The organism is Serratia sp. MMO-28, assembly GCF_037199905.1.
GTDB classification, from domain to species: Bacteria; Pseudomonadota; Gammaproteobacteria; order Enterobacterales; family Enterobacteriaceae; genus Chania; species Chania oryzae.
This window is the reverse complement of record NZ_JBBCVB010000013.1, coordinates 136,391-151,944: the sequence shown is the minus strand read 5'-3', so window position 1 is coordinate 151,944 and position 15,554 is coordinate 136,391. Positions and strand designations below refer to the sequence as shown.

15 protein-coding genes are annotated in these 15,554 nt (G+C 54.3%); 3 read left to right on the top strand and 12 right to left on the bottom strand.

Annotated features, from left to right (window positions below; translation table 11 throughout):
• Positions 1-332: 332 nt before the first annotated feature.
• Genes hemG through pepQ form a run of 4 tightly spaced genes read right to left on the bottom strand, consistent with a single transcriptional unit; the run spans position 333 to position 4,307 of the window.
• Positions 333-854, bottom strand: a complete 522-nt coding sequence (hemG, locus tag WG891_RS13615; RefSeq protein ID WP_337263194.1) for a menaquinone-dependent protoporphyrinogen IX dehydrogenase — start codon at positions 852-854, stop codon at positions 333-335.
• A gap of 21 nt (positions 855-875) precedes the next feature.
• Positions 876-2,327, bottom strand: a complete 1,452-nt coding sequence (gene trkH, locus WG891_RS13610; RefSeq protein WP_076943605.1) for a Trk system potassium transporter TrkH — start codon at positions 2,325-2,327, stop codon at positions 876-878.
• A gap of 37 nt (positions 2,328-2,364) precedes the next feature.
• Entirely contained in the window at positions 2,365-2,976 is a 612-nt protein-coding gene (locus tag WG891_RS13605) for an IMPACT family protein (RefSeq protein ID WP_337263193.1), read from the bottom strand.
• On the bottom strand, positions 2,976-4,307 hold the full coding sequence (gene pepQ, locus WG891_RS13600) for a Xaa-Pro dipeptidase (RefSeq protein ID WP_337263192.1): 1,332 nt from the start codon (positions 4,305-4,307) through the stop codon (positions 2,976-2,978). The genes WG891_RS13605 and pepQ overlap by 1 nt, the downstream gene beginning before the upstream one ends.
• A 331-nt stretch (positions 4,308-4,638) precedes the next feature.
• Between pepQ and fadB the strand changes: the two genes are divergently transcribed.
• Together fadB and fadA are read left to right on the top strand one after the other, a co-directional pair.
• Complete coding sequence (gene fadB / locus WG891_RS13595; RefSeq protein ID WP_337263191.1) at positions 4,639-6,831, top strand: fatty acid oxidation complex subunit alpha FadB; 2,193 nt, start codon at positions 4,639-4,641, stop codon at positions 6,829-6,831.
• A 10-nt stretch (positions 6,832-6,841) separates the two neighbouring features.
• Positions 6,842-8,005 carry an acetyl-CoA C-acyltransferase FadA gene (gene fadA, locus WG891_RS13590; RefSeq protein ID WP_337263190.1) on the top strand — a complete coding sequence of 388 codons (1,164 nt, stop codon included), beginning with the start codon at positions 6,842-6,844 and terminating at the stop codon, positions 8,003-8,005.
• 154 nt (positions 8,006-8,159) lie between these two features.
• On the opposite strand, the gene fre is transcribed toward fadA, so the two are convergent.
• From fre to pepE, 3 genes are read right to left on the bottom strand one after another with little or no spacing between them, the layout of a single operon-like run.
• Positions 8,160-8,861 (bottom strand): NAD(P)H-flavin reductase, encoded by a 702-nt coding sequence (gene fre, locus WG891_RS13585; RefSeq protein ID WP_337263189.1) that lies wholly within the window; start codon positions 8,859-8,861, stop codon positions 8,160-8,162.
• A gap of 50 nt (positions 8,862-8,911) precedes the next feature.
• Positions 8,912-10,432 (bottom strand): 4-hydroxy-3-polyprenylbenzoate decarboxylase, encoded by a 1,521-nt coding sequence (gene ubiD, locus WG891_RS13580; RefSeq protein ID WP_337263188.1) that lies wholly within the window; start codon positions 10,430-10,432, stop codon positions 8,912-8,914.
• Positions 10,433-10,475: 43 nt separating this feature from the next.
• Positions 10,476-11,201, bottom strand: a complete 726-nt coding sequence (gene pepE, locus WG891_RS13575; protein WP_337263187.1) for a dipeptidase PepE — start codon at positions 11,199-11,201, stop codon at positions 10,476-10,478.
• Positions 11,202-11,446: 245 nt separating this feature from the next.
• Between pepE and rfaH the strand changes: the two genes are divergently transcribed.
• A complete protein-coding gene (rfaH, locus tag WG891_RS13570) occupies positions 11,447-11,935 on the top strand; it encodes a transcription/translation regulatory transformer protein RfaH (protein ID WP_337263186.1) in 489 nt (162 codons plus the stop codon).
• Between the two features lie 187 nt (positions 11,936-12,122).
• On the opposite strand, the gene hemB is transcribed toward rfaH, so the two are convergent.
• The 5 genes from hemB to tatA are packed head-to-tail and all read right to left on the bottom strand — an operon-like array spanning position 12,123 to position 15,552.
• Positions 12,123-13,145 (bottom strand): porphobilinogen synthase, encoded by a 1,023-nt coding sequence (gene hemB / locus WG891_RS13565; protein ID WP_337263185.1) that lies wholly within the window; start codon positions 13,143-13,145, stop codon positions 12,123-12,125.
• A gap of 14 nt (positions 13,146-13,159) precedes the next feature.
• Complete coding sequence (tatD, locus tag WG891_RS13560; RefSeq protein ID WP_337263184.1) at positions 13,160-13,942, bottom strand: 3'-5' ssDNA/RNA exonuclease TatD; 783 nt, start codon at positions 13,940-13,942, stop codon at positions 13,160-13,162.
• A gap of 53 nt (positions 13,943-13,995) precedes the next feature.
• Positions 13,996-14,766, bottom strand: coding sequence for a Sec-independent protein translocase subunit TatC (tatC, locus tag WG891_RS13555; RefSeq protein ID WP_076943594.1), 771 nt, complete (start codon positions 14,764-14,766; stop codon positions 13,996-13,998).
• 3 nt (positions 14,767-14,769) lie between these two features.
• Entirely contained in the window at positions 14,770-15,285 is a 516-nt protein-coding gene (gene tatB / locus WG891_RS13550; RefSeq protein WP_337263183.1) for a Sec-independent protein translocase protein TatB, read from the bottom strand.
• A gap of 3 nt (positions 15,286-15,288) precedes the next feature.
• A complete protein-coding gene (tatA, locus tag WG891_RS13545) occupies positions 15,289-15,552 on the bottom strand; it encodes a Sec-independent protein translocase subunit TatA (protein ID WP_076943592.1) in 264 nt (87 codons plus the stop codon).
• Positions 15,553-15,554: the final 2 nt, after the last annotated feature.

Below are 15,554 nucleotides of genomic sequence, written 5' to 3'. Positions count from 1 at the left end.
CCGAAGCAGCTGGATATCGTCTTGTGAGTGCCCACACAGATTGTCTGATAAATTGTTAAAGAGCGTGGTTACCGACATGTTTCTCGGTAACGCGGGAGGCAGATAATACGCCTTCCCGCTGAAGAGTCAACCTTTTTTCTCTGTTGAGAACGGTGTTTTCACCGGGTTGATTCTTCCTGGCTGGGCGACCTTGTCAGTCGTTGTTCCCGGTCAGTGGAGGCGCATTATAGGGAGTTCCGCGCCGGCCGCAACCCCTAAATTCAAAAAATGTTTCAAGCGCGGATATTTTCAGCAAAACGCTGTATAAGGCAGCGCTTATGTCATTTTTCGTACTAGAGACGGCGGAATTCATGGGTGAAACGATCGACCTGTTGCCAATCTGTATACTCCACTTCTTTACTGGTATCTGTTTCTCCCCCCGTTATCTTCATGATTAAACGAATCATAAAGCGATCAAACCAGCGATAACGCGGATAACGCAGCGCCCCCGCAAACACGGCGCATTGTTTTGGTTGCCAAGGAGAGGACAACAAGAACTTGCGGGTATAAGCATTAGTTTGTGGCGCACGCTTTTCCGGCTTACGTGCCGTCAGATTCACCGCAAAGAAAGCACTTGGCATGCGGTTCAGTTGCTCGGCATGACGCTTAACAAACCTTTCCAGTACTGGATGGAAATGGCCGTAACGCACAGACGCTCCAATCAACACCTGTTGATACTGGTCCAATTCAACGGCATCCGCCTGTAACAGATTGATCACGTCACAGCTCATCGTGTCCTGCAATTTGCTTGCTATATAAGAAGCAATCGAACGCGTTTGCCCATCACGGCTCGAATAAAGAATCAGTGCCTTCATGACATTACTCCTTTTATAGGGCTACTCACGCCAGAATGTCGGTGTGAAAAGAACCAACAGCGTAAAGACTTCCAAACGACCAAATAGCATGGTCAGCACCAATATCCATTTTGCCGGTGGCGGCATAGTAGTGAAGTTATCGGCAACAACACCGAGGCCCGGCCCCAGATTGTTGAGTGTGGCGGTTACCGCTGCGAAAGCTGAAAAATCATCCACGCCAGTCGCGATAATTGCCAGCATGCTGACGATGAACACCAAGGCATAGGCCGAGAAAAAGCCCCATACCGCTTCGAGGATGCGTTCTGGCAACGCACGGTTGCCTAATTTGATGGTGTAAACCGCATTCGGGTGCACTAACCGCTTCAATTCTCGCGAACCTTGCAAATACAGCAACAGAATGCGGATCACTTTCAGCCCACCGCCCGTTGAGCCCGCACAGCCACCAATAAATGCCGAACAAAGCAATAGCATTGGCAGAAACAGCGGCCATTTAGAAAAACTGTCGGTAGTAAAGCCCGCCGTTGTCGCCATCGAAACGACTTGAAAGAAAGCCTGGTTGATGGTTTCCATACCGCTTTTATAGATGCCGTGCCACCACAGTATCAGAGTGCAAACTGCCACCAAGGTAAACTGTACTGCGATAAACATGCGAAATTCGGGATCACGCCAGTACACTTTCAAACTGCGCCCACTCAACACGGCAAAATGTAGGCCGAAGTTACAGCCGGAGATCAGCAGAAACACGGCAACAATCGTGTTGATTGTCGGGCTGGCATAGTAACCGATGCTGGCGTCATGCGTAGAAAACCCACCGATGGCAATGGTGGCGAAGCTGTGGCCAATAGCATCAAATGCCGACATGCCAGCCCCCCATAACGCAAGCGCACAGGCAATCGTCAGTAAGACATAAATCAGCCACAGAGTTTTGGCGGTTTCAGCAATACGTGGGCGCATCTTGTTGTCTTTCAGCGGGCCCGGCATTTCCGCACGATACAACTGCATCCCGCCAACGCCAAGAATAGGCAGTATGGCTACGGCCAGGACGATGATTCCCATCCCCCCCATCCATTGCAGCATCTGACGGTAAAACAAGATCGCTTTTGGTAAGGAATCCAACCCTACCAGCGTGGTCGCACCGGTCGTGGTTAAGCCGGAAAAAGACTCAAAGAATGCGTCCGTGAGCGTGAGATTCGGCCGTTCTGCAAACAGAAAAGGCAATGCCCCAACGCTGCCCAATACCGTCCAGAACAACACCACAATCAGGAAACCTTCGCGAGGTTTTAATTCATTCTTCTGTTTACGGTTCGGCCACCACAGCATCAGGCCGATCGTCACCGCAACAAAGAAGGTCTGACTGAATGCCCGCCCTGCCCCATCGCGGTATATTAATGCCACCAGACCGGGAATAAACATCGTCCCGGAAAACAGGATGACTAGCAGGCCCACAATGCGGGTTATAGCGCGAAAATGCATTTCAGCACGATCCTTAGCAATTCAGTTGGGGGAATTATTACGAAATAGGGGTTAATTGCAAATTACCGCGACTCAGATCACGTAATTTACTCCCAAATACCTCAACACCTGTTGCTGGTAAAGCCAGATGCAGTATTACAGCAGCACCATATTCCCCATGTACAATCCGCCCTTCACTTTGCTGCAGTAAGCTTTCAACCAGCGCCAGCTGCGCGTAGTCACACTGCAAAGCATATTCAGCGACTGGAACCCTATTACTGACAACCAATTGTTTCAATCCCTGCTGTACACCACTACCGTAGGCCTTCACCAATCCGCCCGTTCCCAACTTGATACCACCGTAGTAACGCACTACAACGGCCGTTATTTCGCCGATCCCGCTCCCCATCAACTGGGCAAGTATCGGTTTACCGGCGGTTCCTGAAGGCTCACCGTCGTCAGAAAAACCCAACTGCTGTGAATCATCAGGAGCACCGGCCACAAACGCCCAGCAATGATGCCGGGCGGAAGGATGCTCCTCACGAACCTGTTGGATAAAGGCTTTAGCCGCAACCACTCCGCAGGTCGGCGCCAGCAGTGTAATAAAACGGCTCTTCTTTATCTCCTCACTGACGCTGACAACAGCGCTAGGGATCGGGTAAGGCTGCATCAGGCCAGATGCAGATCGCGCGTCATGTTCTCAACACGCTTTTCGTGAATCACGATATTGTCCTCAATACGGATACCCCCGTAGGGTTTCAGCGCATCGATGCGATCCCAGGCAAAATGTTTACTGAACTCGCCATGACGCCACGGAGCCAACAGCGATTCGATAAAATACAGCCCGGGTTCGATAGTCAGAACCATGCCCGGTTGCAGCACTCGCGTACAGCGCAGGAAAGGGTATTTTGCAGGGGCTGCCAGGTGGGTCCCGTTTTCATCCTGCATAAAGCCAGCGGTATCATGCACCTGCAAGCCAAGAGGATGGCCTAACCCATGCGGCAGGAATGGACAAGTAATACCCTGCTCTACCATCGCTTCTTCGCTGATGCCGCTCACCAGCTTATGGTTCTTGAGCAGTTTGGCGATACGCTGATGCATTTGCACATGGTAATCGGTATAGCGAACCCCGGGTTTGATAGTGCCAATCAATGCCAGTTGCTCATCATTGAGATCTTTCACCAGATGTGCGAAAGCATTACCACTCTGGCCCGCATAGGTACGCGTCAGATCGGCAGCATAGCCGTTATATTCGGCCCCGGCATCAAGCAGGAAACTCCTGGCCTCAGCAGGTGGCTGGTGATCCAGCTTGGTGTAATGCAGCACCGCCGCGTGTTCGTTCAAGGCAACGATGTTGTCGTAAGGAACGTCGGTATCACGGTGGCCGGTGGCGGTCAGGTAGGCCAGATTAATATCGAACTCACTCATGCCGGACAGAAAAGCCTCGTGCGCAGCGCGATGGCCCATCACGGCGGTTTTCTGCGCTTCACGCATACACGCCAACTCGTAGCCGGTTTTGATCGAACGATGGAAATCGAGGTAATTCAGCACCGCTTGCGGGTTAATGTTCTCAGCAGCAATCCCGAGATCGCGTGCACGCTGTTGGGCGTAACCGATATAGCCAACACGTTCGCGCTGTGATGGCAGTTGGCTGGCAATATCGTTGGCATTCACCAGCGGGTGCAGCTCAATAGGTTTGGTCCAGAAACTGTCTGGCAGCGGTTCGACGCTGTGCCAATAGTCCACCGGAGAATAGAACCACAGCTTCGGTTTGTTAACGCCATCAACCCATAACCAGCAATTCGGCACGGACGTGACCGGCACCCAGGCTTTAAAGTTTGCGTTCACTTTAAACGGGTAGTGGTGATCATCCAGAAATACCCGTTGCAGTTCCCCGGAGTGGATTAGCAATGCGTCCAGGTTATTGCGCTCTAACACCTCACGCGCCCGTTTTTGCAGCGTTGCCAGGTGATCGTTATACAAAGAAGCCAGCGTTTCCATCACAGTACCTTTATATCCTCAAAACGGAATGCGCCATCTTAACACACTGTATCGGCGCTCCAACCCCATCCACTCCTGCGTGCGGAGTGCTTCGCAAAGCTGCTGCAAACACGTTACATCCCGCGCTCAGTATTTTTGCAAAGCGTTTTGCACTTGCGCATTTATCACTAGAAGCAGAAAAATAACCTATATTTATATCAATGGATTATGTATCCCCCATGTGATCAATCCTGCAAATACGCAATCTTTTATTTGCATATTGTTAACATAAAAACCACACTCCTCAACATCTGGTCATACCAGATCATCTGCGCTGATTCAGGAGATAGACATGCTCTACCAAGGCGAAACATTACAAGTACACTGGCTCGAAAACGGCATCGCCGAGCTGGTGTTCAATGCACCTGGCTCGATCAACAAACTGGACACCAGCACCGTTGCCAGCCTGGGCGCCGCGCTCGATGTGCTGGAAAAGCAAACCGAGTTGAAAGGGTTGCTGCTGCGCTCTTCCAAAGCTGCCTTTATTGTCGGTGCCGATATCACCGAATTTCTTTCGCTGTTTGCTGCACCGGCTGAAAAATTGCATGAATGGCTGGTCTTTGCCAACAGCGTTTTCAACCGTCTGGAAGATTTACCGGTACCGACCATTGCCGCGATCAACGGTTATGCACTCGGCGGGGGCTGTGAATGCATCTTGGCAACTGATTTCCGTGTTGCCTCTCCGGATGCCCGCATCGGTCTGCCGGAAACCAAGCTTGGCATCATGCCAGGTTTTGGCGGTTCCGTGCGTTTACCACGCCTGCTGGGGAACGACAGCGCGCTGGAAATCATCGCGGCAGGCAAAGACATCGGTGCCCAAGAGGCGCTGAAAGTCGGCTTGGTCGATGCGGTGGTAGCCACGGAAAAACTGGTGGATGCCGCACTGAAAATGCTGCAACAGGCGATCGACGGGCAGCTTGACTGGCGTGCTTACCGTCAGCCGAAGTTAGAGCCACTGAAACTGAGCCCGATCGAAGCAGCGATGAGCTTCACCACCGCCAAAGGCATGGTGCTGCAAACCGCAGGTAAGCATTACCCAGCGCCGATGACCGCAGTGAAAACCATCGAAGCGGCAGCAAAATTGGGCCGTGATGAGGCGTTGAAACTGGAAACAGCCAGCTTTGTGCCTTTGGCGCGCTCCAATGAAGCGCGCGCCTTGGTGGGTATTTTCCTCAACGATCAGTTTGTGAAAGGCCAGGCGAAAAAGCTGGCGAAAAATGCAGAAGCCCCAAAACAGGCTGCTGTCTTGGGGGCCGGGATTATGGGCGGTGGTATTGCTTACCAATCGGCGCTGAAAGGCGTCCCGGTCATCATGAAAGACATTAATGATAAATCCCTGACGCTCGGTATGAATGAAGCCGCCAAGCTGCTGAATAAACAGCTGGAACGCGGTAAGTTGGATGGATTGAAGATGGCGCAGGTGCTGTCAACCATCCAACCTCGGCTGGATTATGCCGGCATTGAGCGGGCTGAATTGATTGTTGAAGCGGTGGTCGAAAACCCGAAAGTGAAAGCTGCCGTGCTGTCTGAAGTGGAAAACCTGATCGGCGAAAATGCAGTGCTGGCGTCTAACACATCAACTATCCCTATTACGCAACTGGCCAAATCCTTAAAACGCCCGCAAAACTTCTGCGGTATGCACTTCTTCAACCCGGTGCATCGCATGCCGCTGGTCGAAATTATTCGCGGCGAACACACCAGCGACAGCACCATTGCCGCCGTAGTGGCCTACGCTACCCGCATGGGCAAAACGCCGATTGTGGTCAACGATTGCCCTGGATTCTTTGTTAACCGCGTATTGTTCCCCTATTTTGCCGGTTTCAGCCTGCTGCTGCGTGACGGGGCCGACTTCCGTCAGATCGACAAAGTGATGGAGAAACAGTTCGGCTGGCCGATGGGCCCGGCTTATCTGCTGGATGTCGTCGGTATTGATACCGCGCACCACGCCCAGGCCGTGATGGCCGCCGGCTTCCCTGAGCGGATGAGTAAAGATTACCGCGACGCGATCGACGTCATGTTCGACAACCAGCGTTTCGGGCAGAAAAACCAGTTGGGCTTCTACCGTTACAGTCAAGACAGCAAAGGTAAGCCGCGTAAAGATAACGATGAGCAGAGCGATGCCTTGCTGGCAGAAGTGAGCCAACCGGCACAGGCCATCAACAGCGATGAGATCATCGCACGCATGATGATCCCGATGATCAACGAAGTGGTACGCTGCCTGGAAGAAGGTATCGTGGCCAGCCCGGCAGAAGCCGATATGGCGCTGGTATATGGCCTTGGCTTCCCGCCGTTCCACGGTGGCGTATTCCGTTATCTGGATACGCTTGGCACCACCCATTACGTCGAAATGGCGCAGCGTTATGCCCATTTAGGGGCGCTGTATCAGGTGCCCGCAGGCCTGCGTGCTAAAGCAGAACGTAATGAAAGCTACTATCCGGTGGTGGCAGCGGCGCTGTCTGATATCTCCACTGGCCAACCGGCATGAGGTCATAAAGATGGAAAATGTAGTGATTGTTGATGCCGTACGCACGCCGATGGGCCGCTCAAAAGGCGGGGCTTTCCGTCAGGTACGCGCTGAAGATCTTTCTGCCCACCTGATGCGTGCCGTGCTGAGCCGTAACCCAGCGCTGAATGCCGCCGAAATTGACGACATTTACTGGGGCTGCGTGCAGCAAACGCTGGAGCAAGGCTTTAACATCGCCCGCAACGCTGCACTGCTGGCAGAGATTCCCCACAGCGTACCTGCAGTCACGGTGAACCGCCTGTGCGGCTCATCCATGCAGGCTTTGCACGATGCCGCTCGCACTATCATGGTTGGCGACGCGCAGGTCAGCCTGATTGGCGGCGTTGAGCATATGGGCCATGTACCGATGAGCCACGGCGTGGACTTTCATCCAGGCTTGAGCCGTACGGTGGCCAAAGCCGCCGGAATGATGGGCCTGACCGCAGAAATGCTGGCCAAAATACATGGTTTCAGCCGTGAAATGCAGGATGAATTCGCCGCACGTTCACACCAGCGTGCACATGCCGCGACTCTGGCCAGGTACTTTAAAAATGAAATTATCCCAACCAGCGGCCATGACGCCGACGGCGTACTGACGCGTTACGATTATGATGAAGTGATCCGCCCGGAAACCACTGTCGCCAGCCTGGCCGCATTACGCCCGGCATTCGATCCGGTGAACGGCACCGTCACGGCGGGCAGTTCTTCGGCACTGTCCGATGGCGCTTCTGCCATGCTGATTATGAGCGAATCGCGTGCCAAGGATCTGGGTTTGAAGGCCCGCGCGCGTATCCGTTCGATGGCCGTGGTCGGCTGTGATCCTTCCATCATGGGCTACGGCCCGGTACCTGCCAGTAAACTGGCGCTGAAACGCGCGGGTTTAAGCGTGCAGGATATTGGTCTGTTTGAGCTGAATGAAGCCTTTGCTGCCCAGTCTCTGCCCTGCATCAAAGATCTTGGGTTGCTGGAAAGCCTGGACGATAAAGTTAACCTGAACGGTGGTGCGATCGCACTTGGTCACCCGCTGGGCTGTTCCGGTTCACGTATCTCCACCACTCTGCTGAATAATATGGAGCGCCGCGACGTGCAGTTCGGTTTGGCGACCATGTGTATCGGCCTGGGTCAGGGGATCGCAACGGTGTTCGAGCGCGTTTAGCTGTGTCTGCTTGGATGCTCCGCGGGGCATCCTCAAGAGTTTAGTTGTCGTACTTCCCGCCTGTCAGGGGCGGGTTTTTTTATGCCCATAATCCACACCGGCCCCAATAAAAACGGGGCGCGCTTGGCCCCCGTTTTCACTGCCGCGCGTTCTCTTAGATAAACGAGAAAGCATCACCGTACATATGTGCTTCCAAAGCACCGCGCTCGGCACAGAAACGTTCGCGGGCAATTTTCGCCATTTCGAAACGGCCAGCAATGTAGATATCATGCCCCGCCAGTGAGCCAAAGTCCTGCAATACCGCGCTTAATACGGTTCCGCTGCGGCCACGCCAGTCACTCTCTGGCTGCTCCACCACCGGGATCACCTTCAGGTTAGGGTACTGCATCGAAAGGTTCTTCAATTCACTGAGATCGTACAGGTGTTTCAGCTCACGCCCGCCCCAATAAATGGAGATATCGCGATCCGGTTGCCGTTCCAGCGCGGCCAACAGGATAGAACGGGCGTACGAGTAACCGGTTCCCCCCGCGATCAGCACCAGCGGGCGGCTACCTTCTTCACGCAGCCAGGCATCGCCATGCGGAATATCCACGGTGATCGCCTGTTCTTTGAGGATCCGCTCCATTACCGCCATCGCGTACAGATTCAGCTCCGAAGCACCGATGTGTAATTCGATGTATTCCTGCTGTGCCGGTGTCGAAGCGAGAGAGAACGGGCGCTTATCGCGCTCATCCATCACCACCATCAGGTATTGCCCTGCCTTGAACGAAAACGAACCTTCAGGCACTAAACGTACCCGATAAACGGTATCGGTAATGGCCTCTACGGAGGTCACTTTACAGCTCAATATTGTCATGCGTTCCCTCTGTCGGGTCATCAATGCAAAGCTGAGTACAAAGCCTGACGCTACAGCGTCGGTTCTCTGTCACTGAATATGGCGAGCTCATCCCAGATTTCATCGATGCGCGCACGCACCTTCTCATCCATCTGGATCGGACGGCCCCACTCACGCTGGGTTTCTCCCGGCCATTTATTGGTGGCATCCAGGCCCATTTTCGAGCCAAGGCCAGAAACTGGCGAAGCGAAGTCCAGATAATCAATCGGCGTATTCTCCACCAATACGGTATCCCTTGCCGGATCCATACGGGTGGTAATGGCCCAAATCACATCGTTCCAGTCACGCGCATTCACGTCGTCATCACACACGATGACGAACTTGGTATACATAAATTGGCGTAGGAAAGACCAGACTCCCATCATTACGCGTTTGGCATGCCCAGCATACTGTTTTTTGATGGTGACTACCGCCAGGCGGTAGGAACATCCTTCCGGTGGCAGATAGAAATCCACAATCTCTGGGAACTGTTTTTGCAGGATCGGTACGAAGACTTCGTTCAGCGCCACACCCATCACCGCAGGCTCATCGGGCGGGCGGCCGGTGTAGGTCGAGTGATAAATCGCGTTCCGCCGCTGGGTGATATGCGTGACGGTAAATACCGGGAAGTGGTCAATCTCGTTGTAATAACCGGTGTGATCGCCATACGGCCCTTCCGGTGCCATCTCACCCGGTTCGATATAGCCTTCCAGTACAATCTCTGCGCTGGCTGGCACTTCAAGATCGTTGGAGAGGCACTTGACCACTTCGGTTTTATTGCCGCGCAGCAGCCCGGCAAAGGCGTATTCGGAAAGGTTATCCGGCACTGGCGTCACTGCGCCGAGAATGGTGGCAGGATCGGCCCCCAAGGCAACGGCCACAGGGAAACGCTCACCAGGGTGTGTCTGGCACCATTCCAGATAATCCAGCGCGCCGCCGCGATGCGACAGCCAACGCATAATCAGCTTGTTCTTGCCCAGCACCTGTTGGCGGTAGATGCCCAGATTCTGGCGCTCTTTGTGCGGGCCGCGCGTGACGGTCAGCCCCCAGGTTACCAGCGGTGCGGCATCTTCCGGCCAGCAATGCATAATCGGGATACGGCCCAGATCGACATCATCACCCTGCCACACTTGTTCCTGACAAGGCGCAGAACCCAACACCTTGGTCGGCATGTTGAGCACTTGTTTGAATTTGGGGATTTTATCGAACAGATCGCGGAAGCCTTTCGGTGGCTCCGGTTCTTTGAGGAACGCCAGCAGCTTGCCGACTTCACGCAGCGCGCTGACGTCTTCCTGGCCCATTCCCATCGCCACACGCTTGGTGGTACCGAACAGATTGCACAGCACCGGCATGTCGTAACCTTTCGGATTTTCGAACAGCAACGCCGGGCCGCCTGCACGCAAGGTACGATCGGCAATTTCTGTCATTTCCAGATAGGGATCGATCGGCTGGCTGATGCGTTTTAATTCCCCTCTCTTTTCCAGCAACGAGAGGAAATCACGTAAGTCACGGTATTTCATGATAATCATTATAGCGGCCAGTGAGGAGGGCATTATAAGCCCTCTTCACGGTTGTTGCTGCAATTTTGTTAAAGGTTCAATGGCAGGTAAAAGGCACCAACGGGCGTAATGCCTGCGTATCATGATACTCCAGCGTCTCCACCCCGTGGCGGAACACCTTGAAGCCCTGCTGCTTGGCACTAAAGTAATGCAGATCGTTCCCGCTAACATACAACAGGCTGCCTTCACGCAGCGCCACCACCGACTCACTCGGGTTGACCGCACAGAACTCCGCCAAGCGCTCATCACGGGTTTCCCCCATGTGGCCACTGATATGGGCATCGATATAGTGCGGGTTAATCTGCAGCGGGAACAGGCCCAGCGCGGGCAGCACTACGCTGTTACGCACCGGCATATCGTTGGTGGTACGGATGCTCGGCGTTGCCACGTTGCAGCCCGCGCTCCAGCCCACGTAAGGCACATTGCGTTCGCGCACCGCACGCTGGATCGGCACGATCAGCCCCTTTTCATGCAGCATCTGGTTCAGCATCCAGGTATTACCCCCGCTGATCATGATGCATTCGGCCTGCGCGATCGCTGCTGCCGGAGATTCGGCGTGATGAATACTGGTGACCTTGATCCCCAACGCCTGCGTCAGCTCTTGCGCCCGCTGATCATAATCGCTGCGGATCAGCGCATAGGGAATTAATAGCGCAGAGGCGATCTTACAACGTTCAATCATCGCCAACAGTGGGCTTTTGGCATAACCGAGTAATTCAGCCTCACCAGAAAGTTTGCCGTTACTCAGCAGAAATAGCTCCATGTCTCTCCCTCGGTCCAGAAATGATAATGACGTCACATTAGATGCCTGGCAGGCATGCCATACCGTGACAGTAACAAATTTAAGACCTACTGTTATACCTGAGGCAGGTAGATAAGTGTGTGACGCTTCCCTAACTGCCGATAATTCATGCAGATAGAGGTTGTCACAGACAGAAAAGTTGCGTTACTAGGTATCCGTTGCAGCTTTTGCTATGCTTACTGGCTGACAGAAAGGCATGTGAAATTATGGAATCTTGGTATTTACTTTATTGTAAGCGTGGCCAACTTTTACGGGCGCAGGAACACTTGGTGCGGCAAGAAGTGAACTGTCTTAGCCCGATTATCACGCTGGAAAAGATCGTACGTGGCAAGCGTATTGCGGTCGATGAGCCGTTATTTCCCAACTATCTGTTCGTCGAATTCGATCCAGAGCGGATTCATACCACCACGATCAGCGCAACACGCGGCGTCAGTCACTTTGTTCGTTTTGGCGCCTTACCGGCACTCATTCCACTGCAGGTTATTGAAGAACTTCAGGCGCACAGCAACGAACACTATGTCGATCCGCACACGCCGTTGCCGGGCGATACCGTGTTGATTACCAATGGCGTGTTCGAAGGCTTACAAGCAATCTATACCGAACCAGACGGCGAAACCCGCTCCATGCTGTTGCTGAACCTGATCAACAAACAGGTCACCCAAAGCATTGATAACCGGCAATTCCAGAAACTGTAATGTAAACAGGCACCCTTGGGTGCCTGGAGGTTGATGACAAAGTAGCTTTTGAACCCGAGATACTCGGGCCTAGCGCACCGAGGGGCGCTCCGGCGGCTTACGCCGCTACGACCCCTTCGGCACGCTCTCCCTAATAACGGGCTTTGTCAGCAGTCTGAACAGGCACCTTTGGGTGCCTGTTCTGTATTTAGCGGCGCATCGCATCCTCATGCAGCCATTGCGCAACGCGCTTGGCAAAGTACGTCAGCACCCCGTCCGCCCCGGCACGTTTGAAGCACAGCAAAGACTCCATCACCGCCGGTTGTTCCTGCAGCCAGCCGTTCTGAATCGCGGCCATATGCATCGCATATTCGCCAGAAACCTGATAGGCAAAGGTCGGCACGCCGAAGGTATCTTTCACGCGGCGCACCACGTCCAGATACGGCATCCCCGGCTTCACCATCACCATATCCGCCCCTTCCTGCAGATCCTGGGCAATTTCCTGTAACGCTTCATCGCTATTGGCCGGATCCATCTGATAGGTCTTCTTGTTACCCCCTTTCAGATTACCGCTCGATCCCAGCGCATCACGGAACGGGCCGTAATAACAGGAAGCATACTTGGCAGAATAGGCCATGATCTGGGTATTGACATGGCCTTGCAGTTCCAGCCGATCGCGGATCGCCCCGATGCGGCCATCCATCATATCGCTGGGTGCCACGATCTCGGCACCGGCTTCCGCATGCGACAACGCCTGACGCACCAGAATCTCTTTGCTGATGTCGTTGATCACATAACCCTGTTCGTCGATCACGCCGTCCTGCCCATGAGTAGTGTACGGATCGAGCGCCACATCGGTCAGGATCCCCAGCTCAGGCACGGCGTCTTTCAGCGCACGCACGGTACGCTGCACCAGGCCATCCGGGTTATAAGCCTCTTCCGCATGCAGTGACTTCAGGCTAGGTTCAATCACAGGGAACAAGGAGATCACCGGCACGCCCAATTTAGCGAGGGTTTCCGCCTCTTTGAGCAGCAGATCGATGGTCATACGCGACACGCCGGGCATGGATGCAACGGCCTCCTGGCGGTTACTGCCTTCCATGACAAATACCGGGTAAATCAGGTCATTCACCGTCAGCTGATTCTCGGCCATCAGACGGCGGCTGAAATCATGGCGGCGCAGGCGGCGCATACGGCGGCCTGGGAACGTCCCCGGGAATGCATAACTCATAGTTTTCTCCTTGCTCATACCAGCCGGAACAATCGGCGGGCGTTTTCATCGGTTTTCCTGCCCAACCACTCGGGGTCTTCCTGTCGCCAGGCAGCAACCTGCCGGACGATATGGGGCAGAAAACAGGGTTCGTTGCGGCGAGAAGCCGGTTTTGGCTGTAAGTCTCGTGGCAACAGATAGGGGGCGTCAGTTTCCAGCAGTAGGCGCTCGACAGGGATTTGCGGCAGCAACGCCCGCAGTTCCAAACCACGGCGCTCATCGCACACCCAACCGGTGATACCGATCGACAGGCCCAGTGCCAAACAGCCTGCCAACTCTTCCGCCGTGCCGGTAAAACAGTGCACGACCGCGGCGGGCAGTTTATCCAACCAAGGGGCCAACAGCGCGGCAAAACGTGCGTGTGCTTCGCGGCAATGCAGGAACACCGGCATATTCAGTTCTGCCGCCAGCGCCAGCTGCGCGCTGAATGCCACTTCCTGCTCCGCCGGGGTTGAAAAGTTACGGTTAAAATCCAAGCCGCATTCACCGATCGCCACCACCTCTGGTTGCAAGGCCAGTTGGCGGATCTGCTGCGCTACCTCAGCATTCCAACTGCTGGCATGATGCGGATGGACACCGGCCGTGGACCAGCAATAACCGTGCTGTTGGCGCGCCAACAAGCTGGCGGCGACGCTTTCCTGCACGCTGGTGCCGGTAATCAGCATCCCCGTAACACCGGCCATTCGGGCGCGTTCAACCACCTGTGTAGCGTCTTTGGCGAATTGTGAACTGGTAAGGTTAACTCCGATATCAAACATGGTTTTTCCAAAGCAAAAACCGCCCATCAGGGCGGTTCAGAGACTCACGGCAATCAGGGCGCGGGTGGCTCTTCTTCACCTTCATCTTCTTCTGTGGGCTTACGCCGTTTCCCTACGTAGAAGCGGGCGCAGAATACCCCCACCTCAAACAGCAGATACATCGGGATCGCCAGCAGGGTTTGCGAAAATACGTCCGGTGGCGTCAACAGCATACCGACCACGAAAGCCCCAACCAGCACATACGGGCGCTTTTTACGCAGATCTTCCGGCGTTGTCACACCGCTCCAGCACAGCAGAACGATAGCCACCGGCACCTCAAACGCCACACCGAACGCCATAAACAGCGCCATGACGAAATTGAGGTAGTTGTTGATATCGGTGGCAATCAACACGCCTGCTGGCGCGGTTTTAGCAAAGAAGCCAAAAGCCAGCGGGAACACCACAAAATAGGCAAACGCCATCCCGAGATAAAACAGCAGGCTGCTGGACACCAGCAACGGCATCATCAGGCGGCGCTCGTGTTTATACAGCGCAGGAGCGATAAACGCCCAAACCTGATAAAGAATAATTGGCGCGGCAACGATGACCGACACCATCATCGTCAGCTTGATCGGGGTAAAGAAAGGCGAAGCCACATCGGTGGCAATCATGCTCGCCCCGGCGGGCAGCTGTTTGATCAGCGGCGCGGACACCAACTGGTAAATGTCGTTGGCGAAAAACACCAACACGATAAAGATCACCAGCACGCTGATAATCGAATTCAACAGCCGCTTACGCAGTTCGATCAAATGACTGATAAGCGGTTGGGTATCTTCAACGGCCATGTTTTAACGTTCGCCACTAGGTTGTTGAGAAGCAGGGATTTTATCCGCCACAGGCTCTTGAATGGCCTGCGGTGCAGGGGCTTGCGTCACAGGTGCCGTTGCTTCCACGGCGGGTGCAGACAGGGGCTGCACAGCGGCACCCTCCGCCGAGGAGGCGCCATCGTGAATCGCTTCGGGATCGGTCGCCACCGGGTTATGGATGGTGTGCGCTGGCTCATGCGGATCGCTATGATAAGAACGCTTCAGCGATTCTGCCGCTTCTTTCAATTCATCCATCGATGCTTTGAGCTCCGGCGTCAGATTCTGCAAACCGGCACTCTCTACCTTCTTCAGGCTTTCCTGCAATTCCTGCAGTTTCAGCTCCTGCGAAAGCTCATTTTGCACTGAAGCTGCCAGAGAGCGCAGCGCCCGGATCCAGCCAGCAACTGTTCTGACCGCGACCGGCAAGCGTTCCGGCCCGAGTACCACCAGGCCGATCACCAATACCAGCAGCAGTTCACCAAACCCAATGTCAAACACGGTTTATACCTGCTCTTTGTTCTTCGACTCTTCGGTTTTCACTTCCGGCTGCTTATCGGTGATAGGCTTGGCCGTAAAGTCAGCGTCTTCGAGGTTGCTTTTCTCAGCCGTGTTAGCCGGTGGCGTACTGTCATCACCGATGGCTTTTTTGAAGCCTTTGATTGATGCACCGAGATCGGATCCCAGCGTACGGAGTTTTTTGGTACCAAACAGCAGCACCACGATCACTGCGATGATCAACAATTGCGTAATACTAATACCGCCCATTC

Excerpts from the sequence above, each read along its gene's own strand:
- trkH (WP_076943605.1), bottom strand. The coding sequence starts at position 2,327 with ATGCATTTTCGCGCTATAACCCGCATTGTGGGCCTGCTAGTCATCCTG.
- pepE (WP_337263187.1), bottom strand. The coding sequence starts at position 11,201 with ATGGAGCTATTTCTGCTGAGTAACGGCAAACTTTCTGGTGAGGCTGAA.
- rfaH (WP_337263186.1), top strand. The coding sequence starts at position 11,447 with ATGGAATCTTGGTATTTACTTTATTGTAAGCGTGGCCAACTTTTACGG.
- hemB (WP_337263185.1), bottom strand. The coding sequence starts at position 13,145 with ATGAGTTATGCATTCCCGGGGACGTTCCCAGGCCGCCGTATGCGCCGC.
- WG891_RS13605 (WP_337263193.1), bottom strand. The coding sequence starts at position 2,976 with ATGCAGCCTTACCCGATCCCTAGCGCTGTTGTCAGCGTCAGTGAGGAG.
- hemG (WP_337263194.1), bottom strand. The coding sequence starts at position 854 with ATGAAGGCACTGATTCTTTATTCGAGCCGTGATGGGCAAACGCGTTCG.
- tatA (WP_076943592.1), bottom strand. The coding sequence starts at position 15,552 with ATGGGCGGTATTAGTATTACGCAATTGTTGATCATCGCAGTGATCGTG.
- ubiD (WP_337263188.1), bottom strand. The coding sequence starts at position 10,432 with ATGCCCTCCTCACTGGCCGCTATAATGATTATCATGAAATACCGTGAC.
- pepQ (WP_337263192.1), bottom strand. The coding sequence starts at position 4,307 with ATGGAAACGCTGGCTTCTTTGTATAACGATCACCTGGCAACGCTGCAA.
- fre (WP_337263189.1), bottom strand. The coding sequence starts at position 8,861 with ATGACAATATTGAGCTGTAAAGTGACCTCCGTAGAGGCCATTACCGAT.
- tatD (WP_337263184.1), bottom strand. The coding sequence starts at position 13,942 with ATGTTTGATATCGGAGTTAACCTTACCAGTTCACAATTCGCCAAAGAC.
- fadB (WP_337263191.1), top strand. The coding sequence starts at position 4,639 with ATGCTCTACCAAGGCGAAACATTACAAGTACACTGGCTCGAAAACGGC.
- fadA (WP_337263190.1), top strand. The coding sequence starts at position 6,842 with ATGGAAAATGTAGTGATTGTTGATGCCGTACGCACGCCGATGGGCCGC.
- tatC (WP_076943594.1), bottom strand. The coding sequence starts at position 14,766 with ATGGCCGTTGAAGATACCCAACCGCTTATCAGTCATTTGATCGAACTG.